General features: G+C 65.3%; 15 protein-coding genes and 1 pseudogene. 8 read left to right on the top strand and 8 right to left on the bottom strand.

Annotation, left to right across the window (positions count from 1 at the left end; translation table 11 throughout):
• The 7 genes from AC628_RS35410 to AC628_RS35380 form a co-directional block, all read right to left on the bottom strand.
• The coding region (locus AC628_RS35410; RefSeq protein ID WP_143201976.1) for an FAD-dependent oxidoreductase at positions 1–335 on the bottom strand (335 nt) is incomplete at its 3' end.
• Positions 332–1,318 (bottom strand): quinolinate synthase NadA, encoded by a 987-nt coding sequence (nadA, locus tag AC628_RS35405; RefSeq protein ID WP_074131329.1) that lies wholly within the window; start codon positions 1,316–1,318, stop codon positions 332–334. The genes nadA and AC628_RS35410, both read right to left, overlap by 4 nt.
• Before the next feature lie 54 nt (positions 1,319–1,372).
• Positions 1,373–2,332, bottom strand: a complete 960-nt coding sequence (locus AC628_RS35400) for an NUDIX hydrolase (RefSeq protein WP_074131328.1) — start codon at positions 2,330–2,332, stop codon at positions 1,373–1,375.
• A gap of 14 nt (positions 2,333–2,346) precedes the next feature.
• Complete coding sequence (locus tag AC628_RS35395) at positions 2,347–2,751, bottom strand: hypothetical protein (RefSeq protein ID WP_074131327.1); 405 nt, start codon at positions 2,749–2,751, stop codon at positions 2,347–2,349.
• Positions 2,752–2,910: 159 nt separating this feature from the next.
• On the bottom strand, positions 2,911–4,191 hold the full coding sequence (locus AC628_RS35390; protein ID WP_074131326.1) for an O-acetylhomoserine aminocarboxypropyltransferase: 1,281 nt from the start codon (positions 4,189–4,191) through the stop codon (positions 2,911–2,913).
• Between the two features lie 149 nt (positions 4,192–4,340).
• Positions 4,341–4,925: a CoA-binding protein gene (locus tag AC628_RS35385; RefSeq protein WP_074131325.1), complete on the bottom strand. Its 585-nt coding sequence runs from the start codon at positions 4,923–4,925 to the stop codon at positions 4,341–4,343.
• A 7-nt stretch (positions 4,926–4,932) separates the two neighbouring features.
• Complete coding sequence (locus AC628_RS35380; RefSeq protein ID WP_074131324.1) at positions 4,933–5,760, bottom strand: enoyl-CoA hydratase; 828 nt, start codon at positions 5,758–5,760, stop codon at positions 4,933–4,935.
• Positions 5,761–5,830: 70 nt separating this feature from the next.
• Between AC628_RS35380 and AC628_RS35375 the strand changes: the two genes are divergently transcribed.
• The 5 genes from AC628_RS35375 to AC628_RS35355 all read left to right on the top strand — a co-directional run bounded on the left by AC628_RS35375 (position 5,831) and on the right by AC628_RS35355 (position 9,099).
• The gene (locus AC628_RS35375; RefSeq protein WP_074131323.1) at positions 5,831–6,259 is read left to right on the top strand and encodes a PaaI family thioesterase; all 429 of its coding nucleotides are present in this window, start codon (positions 5,831–5,833) and stop codon (positions 6,257–6,259) included.
• A gap of 152 nt (positions 6,260–6,411) precedes the next feature.
• The gene (gene rplM / locus AC628_RS35370; RefSeq protein WP_021079117.1) at positions 6,412–6,876 is read left to right on the top strand and encodes a 50S ribosomal protein L13; all 465 of its coding nucleotides are present in this window, start codon (positions 6,412–6,414) and stop codon (positions 6,874–6,876) included.
• Entirely contained in the window at positions 6,876–7,352 is a 477-nt protein-coding gene (gene rpsI, locus AC628_RS35365) for a 30S ribosomal protein S9 (protein WP_028333930.1), read from the top strand. The genes rplM and rpsI overlap by 1 nt, the downstream gene beginning before the upstream one ends.
• A 248-nt stretch (positions 7,353–7,600) precedes the next feature.
• Complete coding sequence (locus AC628_RS35360; RefSeq protein ID WP_074131322.1) at positions 7,601–8,818, top strand: GGDEF domain-containing protein; 1,218 nt, start codon at positions 7,601–7,603, stop codon at positions 8,816–8,818.
• A gap of 44 nt (positions 8,819–8,862) precedes the next feature.
• Positions 8,863–9,099 carry a hypothetical protein gene (locus tag AC628_RS35355; RefSeq protein ID WP_074131321.1) on the top strand — a complete coding sequence of 79 codons (237 nt, stop codon included), beginning with the start codon at positions 8,863–8,865 and terminating at the stop codon, positions 9,097–9,099.
• Positions 9,100–9,239: 140 nt separating this feature from the next.
• Here the strand turns inward: AC628_RS35355 and AC628_RS35350 are convergent, their stop codons facing one another.
• Entirely contained in the window at positions 9,240–10,391 is a 1,152-nt protein-coding gene (locus tag AC628_RS35350; protein WP_074131320.1) for an AI-2E family transporter, read from the bottom strand.
• A 280-nt stretch (positions 10,392–10,671) separates the two neighbouring features.
• On the opposite strand from AC628_RS35350, the gene AC628_RS35345 reads away from it, so the two are divergent.
• The 3 genes and pseudogenes from AC628_RS35345 (at position 10,672) to AC628_RS35335 (ending at position 14,940) form a co-directional block, all read left to right on the top strand.
• Positions 10,672–11,442: a gamma-glutamyl-gamma-aminobutyrate hydrolase family protein gene (locus tag AC628_RS35345; protein WP_074131319.1), complete on the top strand. Its 771-nt coding sequence runs from the start codon at positions 10,672–10,674 to the stop codon at positions 11,440–11,442.
• Between the two features lie 479 nt (positions 11,443–11,921).
• Positions 11,922–14,192, top strand: a complete 2,271-nt coding sequence (locus AC628_RS35340; RefSeq protein ID WP_168193517.1) for a PAS domain S-box protein — start codon at positions 11,922–11,924, stop codon at positions 14,190–14,192.
• A gap of 92 nt (positions 14,193–14,284) precedes the next feature.
• Positions 14,285–14,940: pseudogene (locus AC628_RS35335) on the top strand (glutathione S-transferase family protein).
• Positions 14,941–15,061 lie beyond the last annotated feature (121 nt).

The following is a 15,061-nucleotide window of genomic DNA, read 5'->3' as shown; positions in this document are numbered from 1 at the left end:
CTGCCGTCGGCGCGGCGGTCGAAGGCGACGCCGAGCTCGGCCAGGTGCTCCACGGCGGCTGGCGCAGCGTGGACGATCCGGGATGCTGCCGCCGCGTCGCAAAGGCCGGCGCCGGCCGCGAGCGTATCGGCGAGATGCAGGGCAGGGCTGTCATCGGCGCCGACCGGCGCTGCGAGGCCACCCTGCGCCCACATGCTGGAGGCTTCGGCGCCCAGCGGCGACTTCGACAGCAGCACGACCGGCTCGGGTGCGAGTTGCAGCGCGGTCATCAGCCCTGCGGCGCCGCCGCCGATGATCACAGGACGGCCGGGGAGATCGGAGAGATCGATGCTCATATCGCCAGCATCCTTTCAACGCTCCGGCGCGCGCGCTCGGCGATCGCGGGATCGATCGTGACCTCGTGCTGGTTGGTTTCCAGCGCGTGGCGGATGTTCTTCAGCGTGATCCGCTTCATGTGCGGGCAGAGATTGCAGGGACGAACGAAGTCGACATCGGGATTCCGCGCCGCGATGTTGTCACTCATCGAGCATTCGGTCAGCAGCACGACGCGCGGCGGACGCTTGGTCTCGACGAATGTCTGCATCGCCGCTGTCGAACCTGCGAAGTCCGCTTCGGCGACGACGTCGGGCGGGCATTCCGGATGCGCCAGGACGGTGACGTCGGGATAATTCTCGCGCAGCTGGCGCACGTCATCGGCGGTGAACAGCTCATGCACCTCGCAATGGCCCTTCCAGGCAATGATCTTCTTGCTGCTCTGCTTGGAGATGTTCTGCGCCAGATATTCATCCGGCAGCATGATGACGCGCTCGGCGTCGAGTGATTCAACCACCTTGAGCGCATTGCCCGACGTGCAGCAGATGTCGGACTCCGCCTTCACCGCGGTCGAGGTGTTGACGTAGGCGACCACAGGCGCGTCCGGATAGCGCGCGCGCATCAGCCGCACGTCCTCCGCCGTGATGGAGTCCGCCAGCGAGCAGCCGGCTTTGAGATCGGGGATCAGCACGGTCTTGGCTGGATTGAGCAGCTTAGCCGTCTCGGCCATGAAGTGCACGCCCGCGAGCACGATAACATCGGCGTCGACCTTGGTCGCTTCGCGCGCGAGCAGGAGGCTGTCGCCGACGATATCGGCGACGCCGTGGAAGATCTCCGGCGTCTGGTAGTTGTGCGCGAGCACGACCGCATTGCGGCGGCGTTTCAGCGCCAGGATCGCGTCGACGTCCTCGGCGAAGGTCGCCCATTCGAATGGCGGGATGACGCGTTTGACGCGCTCATAGAGCGGCGCGGTGCGGGTGAGCAGATCGGTATCGAGCAAGGCCATTTATACTCTCCGTGAGCATAAGATGGCTTATACTTATCCTGAGCATAAGGCGTGTCAAGTGCGCGAAAGCGGAAGCTTGGTGCCGGCGACGGCCCGTTCGGCCAATACGGCATGGCGGAAGCGGAACAGCTTGGCCGGCCGGCCGACGGTATCGGCGGCCATTGCGCCAGTCTCTTCAACGAGTTCCTGCTGCTCGATGAGCCGGCGGAAGTTCTGCTTGTGGACCAGCCGGCCTGCGAGGGCCTCAACACTGCGTTGCAGTTGCAGCAGGGTGAACTCGGCCGGCATCAGCTCGAATACCACCGGACGGTATTTGATCTTGGCGCGCAACCGCGCGATTCCGGTCGCGAGGATGCGGCGGTGATCCGCCGTCATCGGCTTGCCCGGCACGACCGACGCTTCGCGGCCGCGCGAGTGGTTGGCTTCCGGGATCAGCGACGCCTCCCAGAGCAGCTCATAGCGCTGCAACACCAGTTCTTCGTTCCAGTCGCGATCGTCGAGGCCGAAGGTGATGGCGCAGCGCTGCCAGCGCTCGCGCTGCAAGGTTGGCGAGGGGGCTGCCTTCGCCCACGTCTTCAGTTTCGGCGCGATCGTCTTGGCGATGAACGCCGGTGCGCCATCGCGATGATCTTCCCAGGGAAAGTAGTCGTACCAGCCGGACCAGTGCGCCTCGAAGCCTTCGCCGACCCGGTCCTCGCGGGTCAGGCCGAGATAGCTGATCGAGACGCTGTGCGGCGACCTGGCGTCGCCGGACCGGCCGCGGTCGGCGAAGGTGTAGAGCTGCTCGACATAGCCGAGCGGGTGGCCGGTCTGCGCTTCGACCCAGGCCCGCAGCGCGGTCTGCAGCGAGCGGTGGGTGAACTCGAACGGGCCGCTCGGCAGCGCGGAGCCGCCGGCGATGGTCATGATCTTGGGTGTGCCGTCGGTGACGGCGACCAGCACCGCAACGAGGTCGGCGGTGACGGCATTGCCCGAAGCCGGTGCGCTGGTTTTCTTCTGCGGCGATCTGGCCACGCGTTCGTCCCGGGCTAGCAGTAGCCGTAGACGCCGCAGGCGTAGGGCAGGCGGTCCCAGTAGGTCACATAGGCGCCGCCGTAATACGGGCCGAGATAGCTGTAGGAGCGGTGGTCGCCGTAATAGCCCGGCAGCGCCGCCGATCCGGGCAGCAGCGGCTCGCCGGGCGGGAATACGATGTACGGCTCTGAATTCAGCGGGATCACCTCGGGCTCGACGACCACGAGCTGGCGGCCGCGCCGCACATAGGTCGGCGCTGTGATGGTGGTGCGGTAGGCGTAGTGGCGGCGCGGCAGGCCGGCCGGCAGCTGGCGCGCAGCCTTCACGGTGGCGCTCTTCGGAGGGACGGGGCCGTCGGCAGCATCAGCAGGCGACATCGCAAACAGTGCGATCGCGAGCGGCAATATCCAGCGCAGCATCAATGGTCTCCCGAATCATCCGGAGCCTATCACTGCCACTTTAAGCCGGATTGAACGTTAACGAGAGGCCCCGTCGGAATTAAGCGTTAACGCGAGACCCGCCATTCCCCGCAAAAACTCCGGAGCGATGCAGGCGCACCGCTCCGGAACAATGTCGGATCAGGCGCGCAGGGCCTGGTCGAGGTCGGCGATCAGGTCTTCCTTGTCCTCGATGCCGATCGAGAGCCGCACCACCTCGGGCGCCGCGCCCGACTTCACCTTGGCGGCGTCGTCGAGCTGGCTGTGGGTGGTGGAGGCCGGGTGGATCACCAGCGAGCGGGTGTCGCCGACATTGGCGAGATGCGAGAACAGCTTCAGGTTCGACACCAGGTTGACGCCCGCGTCATAGCCACCCTTGAGGCTGAAGGTGAACACCGCGCCGGCGCCCTTCGGCGTGTATTTGCGCTGCAGGGCATTGTACCGGTCGCCGGGCAGGCCGGCATAGTTCACCGCTGACACGGCCGGATGGGTGGAGAGGAATTCCGCCACCGCCTTGGCATTGTCGCAGTGCTTCTGCATGCGCAGCGGCAGCGTCTCGATGCCGGTCAGGATCATGAAGGCGTTGAACGGCGACAGCGCGGGACCGAGGTCGCGCAGGCCGAGCACGCGGCAGGCGATCGCGAAGGCGAAATTGCCGAAGGTCTCCTGGATCCGGATGCCGTGATATTCGGGGCGCGGCTCGCTCAGCATCGGATATTTGTTGTCCTTCGACCAGTCGAAGGTGCCGGCGTCGACGATGATGCCGCCGAGCGAGTTGCCGTGACCGCCGAGGAATTTGGTCAGGGAGTGCACGACGATGTCGGCACCGTGGTCAATCGGCTTGATCAGGTAGGGCGAGGCCAGCGTGTTGTCGACGATCAGCGGCACGCCGGCCTTGCGCGCAACGGCGGCGATCGCCTCGATGTCGGTGATGCTGCCGGCGGGGTTGGCGATCGACTCGATGAAGATCGCCTTGGTGTGCGGCGTCACCGCGCGCTCAAAGCTTTCGATTTCGTCGGGATCGGCCCAGGCCACATTCCAGCCGAACGCCTTGAAGGCGTGGGTGAACTGGTTGATCGAGCCGCCATACAGCTTGCGGGCCGCAATGATCTCGTCGCCGGGCTTCAGGAGCTGCTGCAGCACGACGAGCTGTGCTGCGTGACCGGAGGCGACGGCGAGCGCCGCGGTGCCGCCCTCGAGGGCTGCAACGCGTTCCTCGAGCACGGCGTTGGTCGGGTTGCCGATGCGGGTATAGATATTGCCGAACGCCTGCAGGCCGAACAGCGAAGCCGCGTGGTCGGCATCATTGAAGACGAATGACGTGGTCTGGTAGATCGGCGTCGCCCGCGCGCCGGTTGTGGGATCAGGCTGTGCGCCGGCGTGCACGGCGAGGGTGGAAAATCCCGGAAGGCGATCGGTCATTCTTTGTGTCCTGTTGTGGCCTGGTCGAAACGCGCGGCATGCTGATGGCGGCAGCGTCCGGCGTCAAGCCGCGCTGGCGCGCACGCCACGGTTTGAAACGGGCATGCTGCGCTGTACCGGATGATCGCGACGATTATTCCGCCGAAACGTCAGGTCGTCTCGGTTTTGTTTTTCGCAGCGCGGTCGGATGCCGCAGTCTGGCCGCCGCCGAAGCTCGTGCGGTTCAGCGACAGCCGCATGCCCTGGGTCGGGATCGGCGCGCGCTTGGAGCTCAGGGTGCGCGAGTTGACGCCCATCCAGGAGATTTCCGACGACAGCCGGCCATACTCGATCTTGGGGCAGCGATTCATCACCACCTTGAGGCCCGCCGCTTCCGCCTTCTCGGCCGCGGCATCGTCGCGTGCGCCAAGCTGCATCCAGATCACCTTCGGCGGCGGCGACAATTTTAGTGCCTCCTCGACGACGGGCATGATGTGGCTCGAATTGCGGAAGATGTCGATCATGTCGATCGGGCGATCGATGTCCGCAAGCGAGGCGACGAACGGCTTGCCCATCAGCTCCTTGCCGACATGGCCGGGGTTGACCGGGATCATGTCGTAGCCGCGCTGCGCCAGATATTTGAAGGCGAAATAGCTCGGTCGCACGTTGACCGGCGAGGCGCCGACCATCGCGATCGATTTGACGTTGTTCAGGATGCTGCGGATGTAGTTGTCGTCGTAGGCGTCGTGGTTCATTTTGCTCTTACTTATCTTGCCACTTTGGATCGCGCTTCGCGATGAAGGCGCCGATGCCTTCCTCGGCGTCGCGCGCCATCATGTTCTCGGTCATCACTTCGGCGGCGAAGCGATAGGCGTCCGCGAGGTTCATCTCGGCCTGGCGATAGAATGCCTCCTTGCCAAGCTTGACGGTGTAGGCTGATTTCAGTGCGACCTTCTCGGCCAGTGCGATCGCGGCGTCGCGTTCGGTGCCTGCTGATACCACGCGGTTGACGAGACCAATGCTCTGCGCCGTTGCCGCAGAGACCGGTTCTCCGGTCAGCAGCATCTCCATCGCCTGCTTGCGCGGCACGTTACGCGACAGCGCTACCATCGGCGTCGAGCAGAACAGTCCGATGTCGACGCCGGGCGTCGCAAACGCCGCCGCGTCAGAGGCGACCGCGAGGTCGCAGCTTGCGACGAGCTGGCAGCCGGCAGCGGTCGCGATGCCCTGGACGGACGCCACGACCGGCTTCGGCGAATGCACGATCGCCTGCATCATCGCGCTGCAGGCGTTCATGATCTGCGCGAAATAGGCGCGGCCGCGGTCGGCGTCGGTGCGGCGCGCGGTGAGCTCCTTGAGGTCATGGCCGGCGCAGAACGCCGGGCCATTGGCGGCGAGCACGACGGCGCGGATGCTCTTGTCACCGCCGATATCGTTCAGCGCAGCGTGCAGTTCGCCGATCAGGCCTTCGGAGAGGCTGTTGCGCGCCGCGGGGCGATTGAGCGTCAGTAGCGCGATACTGCCGACGCTCTCCCGCAGCAGGATCGGCTGATGTTGCGGCGCTTCCGCGCGGGCGGCCTGGGCGGACATGACGAAATTCCTCTATCGTGTCTGTGACAATTTAATGTAACAGGCAGGCTGAAGCGAGGGCAGGGACCGCATGGCGATTGCGAAAATGAGCGTGGCTGAGCTGGAAGAGTTCCTGCGAAAGGAGTTTCCGCAGGCGTTCACCCACGACGACATCAGGATCGAAAGCGCCGACGGCGAGACGGCCCTGCTGCGCCAGCGCTTCAGCGAGCGCATGCTGCGGCCGGGCGGCACGGTGTCGGGACCAACCCTGATGGGGCTCGCGGATTTCGCCATGTATGTGGTGCTGCTGTCGGCGATCGGGCCGATCGGCTTGGCCGTCACCACCAATCTCAACATCAACTTCCTGCGCAAGGGCCAGCCGGGCCAGGACGTGCTCGCGGTGGCCAAGCTGCTCAAGCTAGGCAAGCGGCTTGCGGTCGGCGAGGTCAACCTGCTGACCGGCACCTCTCCGGACCCGATCGCCCATGTCACGGCAACCTATTCCATTCCAAATCAATAGGCTTTCTCGCGGTATTATTGCACCATATTTATAAGTCGCTGTTTTCGCTGATGTAATTCAGGTGCGTCGACGTTGACGCGAGACCGCGGCTTCTCTAGAAAGCCGCCAGTTCGGCGCATACGGCGCCGATTTCTATTTCACGGATTTCACACATGAGCACGTTCTCGGCCAAGCCCGCCGAAGTGACGAAGAAGTGGGTCGTGATCGACGCCAAGGGTCTGGTGGTCGGTCGTCTCGCCACCCTCGTCGCGATGCGCCTGCGCGGCAAACACCTGCCCACCTACACCCCGCATGTCGATTGCGGCGACAACGTCATCATCGTCAACGCCGCGCATGTGGTGCTGACCGGCCGCAAGCGCGACCAGAAGACCTACTACAAGCACACCGGCTTCATCGGCGGCATCAAGGAGCGCACCGCGAAGCAGATCCTCGAGGGTCGCTTCCCCGAGCGCGTCGTCGAGAAGGCGATCGAGCGCATGATCCCGCGCGGTCCGCTCGGCCGCATGCAGATGGGCAATCTGCGCGTCTATCCGGGTGCCGAGCATCCGCATGAGGCCCAGAGCCCCGAGAAGGTCGATATCGCTTCCCTGAACCGCAAGAACACGAGGGCCGCATAATGTCCGATACGTTGCAGTCCCTCGACCAGCTCTCGCAGGTCAAGCCGGCCGCGCCCGACGCGCCGAAGTACGTCAAGAAGGTCGACAAGTACAACCGCGCCTACGCCACCGGCAAGCGCAAGGACGCGGTCGCCCGCGTCTGGGTCAAGCCGGGCTCCGGCAAGATCTCGGTCAACACCCGCGAGTTCGAAGTCTACTTCGCCCGTCCGGTGCTGCGCATGATGATCCAGCAGCCGCTGGTGGCGGCCGCCCGTAACGGCCAGTACGACGTGATCTGCACCGTCGCCGGCGGCGGTCTCTCCGGCCAGGCCGGTGCGGTTCGTCACGGCATCTCGAAGGCGCTGACCAACTTCGAGCCCGAGCTGCGCGGCGTCCTCAAGAAGGGCGGCTTCCTGACCCGCGACAGCCGCTCGGTCGAGCGTAAGAAGTACGGCAAGGCCAAGGCCCGCAAGTCCTTCCAGTTCTCGAAGCGCTAATTCGAGTTCTAAAATTCGCGGCAATTGCCGCGTGCATCGAGTTGCAGAGGGCGCCGCGAGGCGCCCTTTTTGCTGCGCCTTACGGTTGCGTGCTTCGACGCGAATTAGCGCAGTTTTTCATGAAAACTTGCGTGTGCGTGCAAACGAAATTGGAACTCGGGCCTTCTAGCGTGCGATCTCGCACTGGCGCTGCATCACCGTATTAATTGCGCCTGCGAACGTTGCATCACACCGGGCTGGGGTGACTTATGTCGTTCGATCCATCGACGCTTTATCTGTTCGCCACCATGGTCGCGGGCATGCTCGGCGCCATGCTCTGGTTGTTTGGCAGGCAGGAGAAAATTCCCGCGCTGAAATGGTGGGGCACCGCCTATCTGCTCGGCGCGGCCTCCGTCGCGCTCTGGACCGTCGGCAGCTCGACGCTCGATCCCATGGTCATGCTGGGCCTCAATGCGATCGGCTTCGCTGCCTGCGGCATGGTCTGGAATGCCGCGCGGATTTTCCATGGCCGCAAGGCGAACCTGCCGGGCCTCGTGCTTGGCCCGATCGCGTGGATTGGCGCCATGACGACGGTGACGGATCCGGCGATGCGCTTGACGATCGGCGCCGGGATCGTCGCGATCTACGCCGCGTTGACCGCCTCCGAGCTCTGGAGCGAGCGCCGCCGCGCGATGCAGCGGCGCTGGATTGCGATTGCCATCCCGGTCGCACATGGCTGTGTCCTGATGCTGCCGATCCTGGTCGGCGACCTGTTGCGGCTGAACGGCCAGAACTTCGTCAGCAATTTCTGGGTCACGCTGTTCTCGATCGAGCTCGTGCTGTACGCGATCGGCACAGCGTTCGTGATCTTCATGATGGTGTCGGACCGCGCGGTGGCCGTGCACAAGACCGCTGCCTCGATCGATCCCCTGAGCGGCATGCTCAACCGCCGCGGCTTCTCCGAAGCCTGCGCGCGCGTGATCGAGCGCGAAGCCGATGGCGGCCGGCCGGTCACGGTGATGATCTTCGACATCGATCACTTCAAGTCGATCAACGACCGCTTCGGTCATCCCGCAGGCGACGAGATCCTGAAACTGTTCTCCGCCGTGGTGGTCAATAATCTCAGGATCAGCGATCTGTCCGGCCGGATCGGCGGCGAGGAATTCGCGGCGCTGCTGCCGTGCTCGCTGGAGGAGGGTGTGCTGGTCGCCGAGCGCGTGCGCGAGGCGTTCGAGAACAGCAACATCACCTGCGAGGAAGGCGCGGTCGACACCACGGTCAGCATCGGCGTTGCCGGCGGACCCGCCGGGACCGAGCTAGAGGTGCTGCTGGCCGCGGCCGACACCGCGCTCTATCAGGCCAAGCGTGGCGGTCGCAACCGCGTCGAGGCGGCGGAGGAATTGCCGCTCTCGCTGGAGAATTGGCGGCGCAAGACCGCGGGCCTGCCGGCATCGGCGCGGCAAAAGCCTGTGAACGCCGGTGCATGAGTGTGGTAACGACTGGTTAACCATTCGATCCCATGCTTTCGGGCATGGAGTCGATCCGCACCCGCAATCCGCACTCAGCCCTGATGTCGCTCGAAGCCGACGCGGTTTCGGCGCGCAGTGGCTTCGCCTGCCTGTTCTCGGACTCCGATGAGTACGAGACCGCGCTGATCGCCGAACGGCGCGCGCAAGGGCGATACGAGCAGCCGAAGCGCCACTGGCCGATCGCGCTGCTGCTCGGCGTGGTGTTGATGGTCCTGGGGACGGTGCTGCTGTTCTCCTGAGCCACCGTCGTCATTGCGAGGAGCGGTAGCGACGAAGCAATCATGCTTCCGCTTACGCCGCGCGATGGATACTTCGCGTCGCTCGCAATGACGGGGGTGGAGCAGCAGGCGCAGTCCATCACCGTCATCCCGGGGCGAGATCAGGCTGCCTTCGCGGGCGCCTGGTCCTCCGCCTTGAAGTGATCGATCATCACCTTGGCGATCGCCATCAGCGGCAGCGCCAGCGCGAGCCCCCAGATGCCGAATACGACGCCGAGCAGGATCTGGAATGCGAACAGCGTTGCCGGCGGGATGTCGAGCGCCTGGCGCTGGATGATCGGCGTCAGCACGTAGCTTTCCAGGGCGTGGACGCCGAGGAACAGGATGAAGGCCGACAGCGCCGCGATCCACCCGGTCGCAAGGCTCGCCAGCACCACGATCAGTCCGCCGAGGATCGCGCCGACGGTCGGGATGAAGGCGAGCAGGCCGGCCTGGATGCCGAGGATGAACGAGCTCGGAATGCCGATGATGGCAAGCCCGATCCAGGTGACGAGGAATACCGCGGCCATCGTGATGATCTGCGCGATCAGCCAGCGCTCCAGCGTCTCGCCGATGCGGTCGACGATGACGGTCGCCTGCGCGCGGTATTTGGCCGGTGCGATGAACAGCAATCCGGCGCGGTAGATGCTCGGCTGGGCCGCGAAGGCGAGCCCGAGGAACAGCACGATGAAGAAATTGCCGACAACGCTGACGGTGCCGAGCAGCACCTTCAGGGTCTGACTGATGATGGCACCGCCGCTGGAGGCCAGCGCGCCGGCGCCGGGGATGCCATGGGACTGTGACGTTGCGGGCGTCGTCGTTGTCGTGGTGGTGGTCGGCACCGCTGTGCCTTCCGGCTTGGCTTCGCCGGCGGCATTGGTGAAATCGAGATAGCTCGTATCGACACCGTGCTGCTCGAGGAACTCCTTGACGCTGCCGAGCTGCGATTTGATCGTGTTGCTCAGCACCGTGGCCTGCTGCGCGATGGTGGTGCCGCCGAGGAACACGATGCCGGACAGCAGTCCGGCCAGCGCCAGGCAGACGATCGCAAGCCGCAACGCATGCGGCAGCCCAGTCAGCCGGCCGAGCAGGGTGGTCATTGCGTTCAGGCCGACCCCGAGCAGCATGCCCGAGAACAGCAAGAACAGGGTCGCCGCAAATTGCCAGGCGAATAGCAGCAGGGCGGCGAACAGCACGACGCCGATGCCGCCGACGGCGATCGCCCATGCCATGTCGTTGCGAGCCTGCAGGCGATTGTCAGCCAGTTCTGTCACGGGTGATTCCCCCTTCGCGACGGTGTCTGGAGCAGTCTTTGGCGAAAATCCCGCCGGGATCAAGCTGCCGGGACCGTGCTGGTTTGCCGCTGACGCGCCGCCGCGCCGGGGCGTGACCGGAGGGCGCCCGGCCGGATGGGGAGCCGCCGGGGGAGCTAATCTGTGCAGGACTGCAAGCCCTCCTGTGCAGAACTAGGCAGTTGATCCCTGGGGAACTCGAAGGCATGATCGTCTCCGCAACGTCGCAAACTTAGAAGAATCACTGCGCGAGACTTCAATAATGAGACGGCCCGTGGTCGGCGTGATCGGAAACGCCCATCGCATCGAAAATCGTTTCACGGTCCAGATGGTCGGAGAGCGCAACCTTCGCGCGGTTGCCGAGGTGTCGGGCGCCGTGCCCCTGATGTTCGCAGGCAGCCCTGAGATCACCGAGGTCGGCGCCTTGCTCGACGTGGTCGACGGCGTCGTGCTGACCGGGGCCCGCGCCAACGTTCATCCGACCCGCTTCAACACCGAACCCTGTGCCGCGCACGAGCCCTACGACATCCACCGCGACGATGTCGCGCTGGCGCTGTCGGAGGCCTGCGTCGCGCGCGGCGTGCCGATCTTCGGCATCTGCCGCGGCCTGCAGGAGATGAATGTCGCGTTCGGCGGCTCGCTGCATCCGGAGATCCGCGAGATTCCGGGCCGCATGAACCACCGGATGCCGCGGCTGGAGAACGGCGAGATCCATCCTGATCCGACCGTGGTGTTCGCCGACCGTCACGACGTCGCGCTGACGCCGGGGGGCGCGTTCGCGAAAATCCTCGGCCGCGAGACCATTCGCGTCAATTCGCTGCACGGCCAGGGCATCCTCGAGCCCGGCAAGCGCGTCGTGATCGAGGGCATCGCCGAGGACGGTACCATCGAGGCGATCCGCATCGCGGACGCCGCCGGGTTTGCGCTCGGCGTGCAATGGCACGCCGAATACGATCCGCAGCGCAACCCGATCAATCGCGCGCTGTTCGAGGCCTTCGGCGACGCGCTGCGCGAGCGGCGCCGCGCGGCGTAGGGGGCTAAGCACCGCCGTCGTCCCTGCGAAAGCCGTGACCCATACTCCGCGGCGGATATTGTGAATGGGACTCGTCGATCCACCATCGTGCAACTAGCGGCATCGGTGGTTATGGATCCCTGCTTTCGCAGGGACGACACTGAGTTTGTTTCGGCGTCAGTCGTCACGCATCCGCATCCTCAACATGAGCTGCCCAAACTGTTGTTTCGCCGCTTTGCGAACGGAGGGCGCAGGGAAAGCCGGACCCCGATCGCACCCATGGGCCCGCGCGCCCGAGCCGACTGTCCTCCGTACTAATACGGATACGAAAGTGGCGGATTGCGGCGCCGGACTCGGCTAAGCAACTGGGTGCAAGCCACCCGATATTGCGCCGGCGCTGACAATACCTTTCCGACTCCTGTTTTCCTTTTCCATTTTCCGGTGCAGCTGCTCACGATGAGTTGGTCGGGATGAATTTGTCGGGCCGTCTGGCGGTCGGGATGATGCTTCCCGTCGTCACACTCCTGGTCACACTGGGCTTCATCCATGGCGTCACCTGGCCGGGCATGGCGCTCGCCGGCGGCGCGGTTGCGGTGGTGTTGATGACTGCTGAGCTGATTGCGAGATCGCTGTCCAGGACGCCCGCCCAGTTGGTGCGGGCGGCGGAAGCGCTGTCGCGCGGTCAGCAGGTGCCCACGGCGGGCGGCAACGACGAGACCGCGCAGCTTGCCGCGACACTTGCTGAACTGTCGGCCCAATTGGGCAGCCGGCAGCACCTGCTGGAGAAGACCGTCGAGAGCATCCGCGATCCGGTGGTGGTCGCCGATGAGCACGCGATGATCGTGATCGTCAACGCGGCGGCGCGGCGGCTGTACCGCGTCGAGCCCGGTTTTGACACGCTGACCGGCGTTCGCACCTTCAAGAACTATTATGCCGACGGCACGACCGAGATGCCGATCGCGGACACGCCGATGGCACGCGCGCTGCGCGGCGAAGACATCGACGATTGCGAACTGATCGTGAAACCCCACCCGCCGGAGCCGGCCGTCTGCCTCGTCGTCAACGCGCGGCCGCTGCGCGACGATGCCGGCAATTTGCGCGGCGCCGTCATCGTGCTGCACGATGTCACCGCGCAGCGTCAGGCGCATCTGGCGCTGGTGGAAAGCGAGCAGATGGCGCAGGCCATCGTCAGGACCGCGCTCGACGCCTTCGTGCAGACCGACCAGGACGGCATCATCCTCGACTGGAGCCCGCAGGCCGAGACGTTGACCGGCTGGACGCGCTCCGAGGCGGTCGGTTGTCGCGTCGTCGAGCTGGTGTTTCCGGAGGAGCTTCGCGTCGCGCACCGCCAGCGCATCACCCGCTTCCTGCAGGAGGCCGCGGGCGGCGGCATGGGCATGCGCTACGAGACCGCGTCCGTGCATCGCGACGGTCACCGCTTCCAGGTGGAGGTGTCGCTCAATGCGCTCCGCCGCGGCGATGGCTGGATCATCAATTCCTTTGTCAGGGACGTCACCCAGCGCCGCATCGCCGAGGAGCAATTGATCCAGGCGCAGAAGACGGAATCGCTCGGGCGGTTGACCGGCGGCATCGCGCACGACTTCAACAACATGCTGACGGTGATCACCGGCACGGTCGAGATCCTTGCCGACGGGGTCAAGGACAACCCGCAGCTTGCCGCGATCGCCAAGCTGATCAGCGATGCCGCCGATCGCGGCGCGCAGCTCACCTCGAGCCTGCTGGCCTTCGCGCGCAAGCAGCCGCTGCAGCCCGCCGAGACCGACGTCAACGACCTGATCGGCGAAGTGGTCCGCCTGTTGTCGCAGACGCTGGGGTCGCAGACCGAGATCAGGACGGAGCTCGACCGCAACGCCTGGCTAGCCTTTGTCGATCGCAGCCAGCTCGGCGCCGCGCTGGTCAATCTCGCCATCAACGCGCGCGATGCGATGCCTGAGGGCGGCACGCTGACGTTTGCGACCCGCAACACCCAGCTCGGCATTCCCGACGCCGTGGCGCACGGCGTCGAGCGCGCCGGCGACCATCTCGTGATCGAGGTCGCCGACACCGGCGCCGGAATTTCGCCGTCGCATCTGGAGAAAATCTTCGATCCGTTCTTCTCCACCAAGGAGGTCGGGCAGGGCACCGGGCTCGGGCTCAGCATGGTGTTCGGCTTCGTCAAGCAGAGCGGCGGCGGCATCGAGGTCAAGAGCGAGCAGGGCCGCGGCACCGTCTTCAGGATCTATCTGCCCAAGGCAGATGGCACCGCGCAGCGCGCGGCCGAGGAGGACGATCAGCCGGTCAGGGGCGGCGACGAAACCGTCCTGTGCGTCGAGGACGACCCCACGATCCGCGATTACGTCACAGGCCAGCTCGAAAGCCTCGGCTACAAGGTGCTGGTCGCGGCAAACGCCGACGCCGCGCTCGAGATCGTCAACCGCGGCACCGCGTTCGATCTCCTGTTCACCGACATCGTGATGCCCGGCAGCATGAACGGCCGGCAATTGGCCGATACGCTGATGGCCGGGCGGCCGGCGCTGCGGGTGCTGTTCACCTCGGGCTACAGCGACGGCGCGTTCCCGGCACAGCAGGGGCGGGGCGGCCATGGCATTCCGCTGCTGACCAAGCCCTATCGGCGCAGCGAACTGGCGCGGATGCTGCGGCGCTGCCTTGATCTTCAGGTCGACTTCCAGGGTGATCCGGTTCCGCAGCCTTACTCCGTGCAGCCCGATCTCGAGCGCTTCCTGCGCGAGAATCCGCCGGAAAAGCGCTAGGATAGCGACGCGCTGACAAGCGCGGGCGGGCGCAGCGAACATCGCGCACCGAGATCCGCAACCAGCTGCGAGTTCGCCGGGGAGAAGCCTGCATGACCATCACGATTACCGCCTTTGAGCGGTCGCCCGACGGCGGCATGGGATTGGCGCGGGATACGCGGGTTCGGTGGGCGCTTGAAGAGGTCGGGCAACCCTACGCGGTTCGCCTGGTTTCGTTTGCTGCGATGAAGGAGCCGGCGCATCTTGCGCTTCACCCGTTCGGCCAGATACCGACGATGAAGAGGACGATCTCGTGTTGTTCGAGACGGGGGCGATCGTGCTCCACCTCGCCGAGCGCCATGTTGGCTTGCTGCCCGATGATGCCAACGCCCGGGCGCGCGCAATTGCATGGATGTTTGCCGCGCTCAACACGGTGGAACCTCCGATCCTCGAGTTCGCGACTGCAAGGCTGTTCGAGCGCGACCGGCCGTGGCACGCGGAACGGCTGCCGCTGGTCGAGGATCGTGTCCGGCAGCGGCTACACCAGCTGTCGAATCGCCTGGGCGATGCCGACTGGCTCGACGGTACGTTCAGCGCGGGCGATCTGATGATGGTGTCGGTGCTGCTCCGCCTGAAGCCGTCAGGCATGCTCGACGGACATCCGAAGCTTGCGGCCTACGTCGCCCGCGGCGAAGCGCGGCCTGCCTACCAGCGGGCTTTCGCGGCTCAGCTGGCGGTCAATAATCCACAAGCCGCGTGCGGCGCCTGATTCGGCGCGACGTTCCGTAGCAACCATTAAGCCGTGACGGTTGTTTCGAGCCAAGGCGTTCCGCGCTGGACGACAGTGTTGGCATAGATCAGCAGCTTCCGTGCGCAAGCGATGAGGGCTG

It is taken from the genome of Bradyrhizobium sp. NAS96.2, from assembly GCF_001908235.1.
Classification (GTDB): Bacteria; Pseudomonadota; Alphaproteobacteria; order Rhizobiales; family Xanthobacteraceae; genus Bradyrhizobium.
Note: the sequence above shows the minus strand (reverse complement) of the source record. Positions and strands in the feature narration are given on the sequence as shown.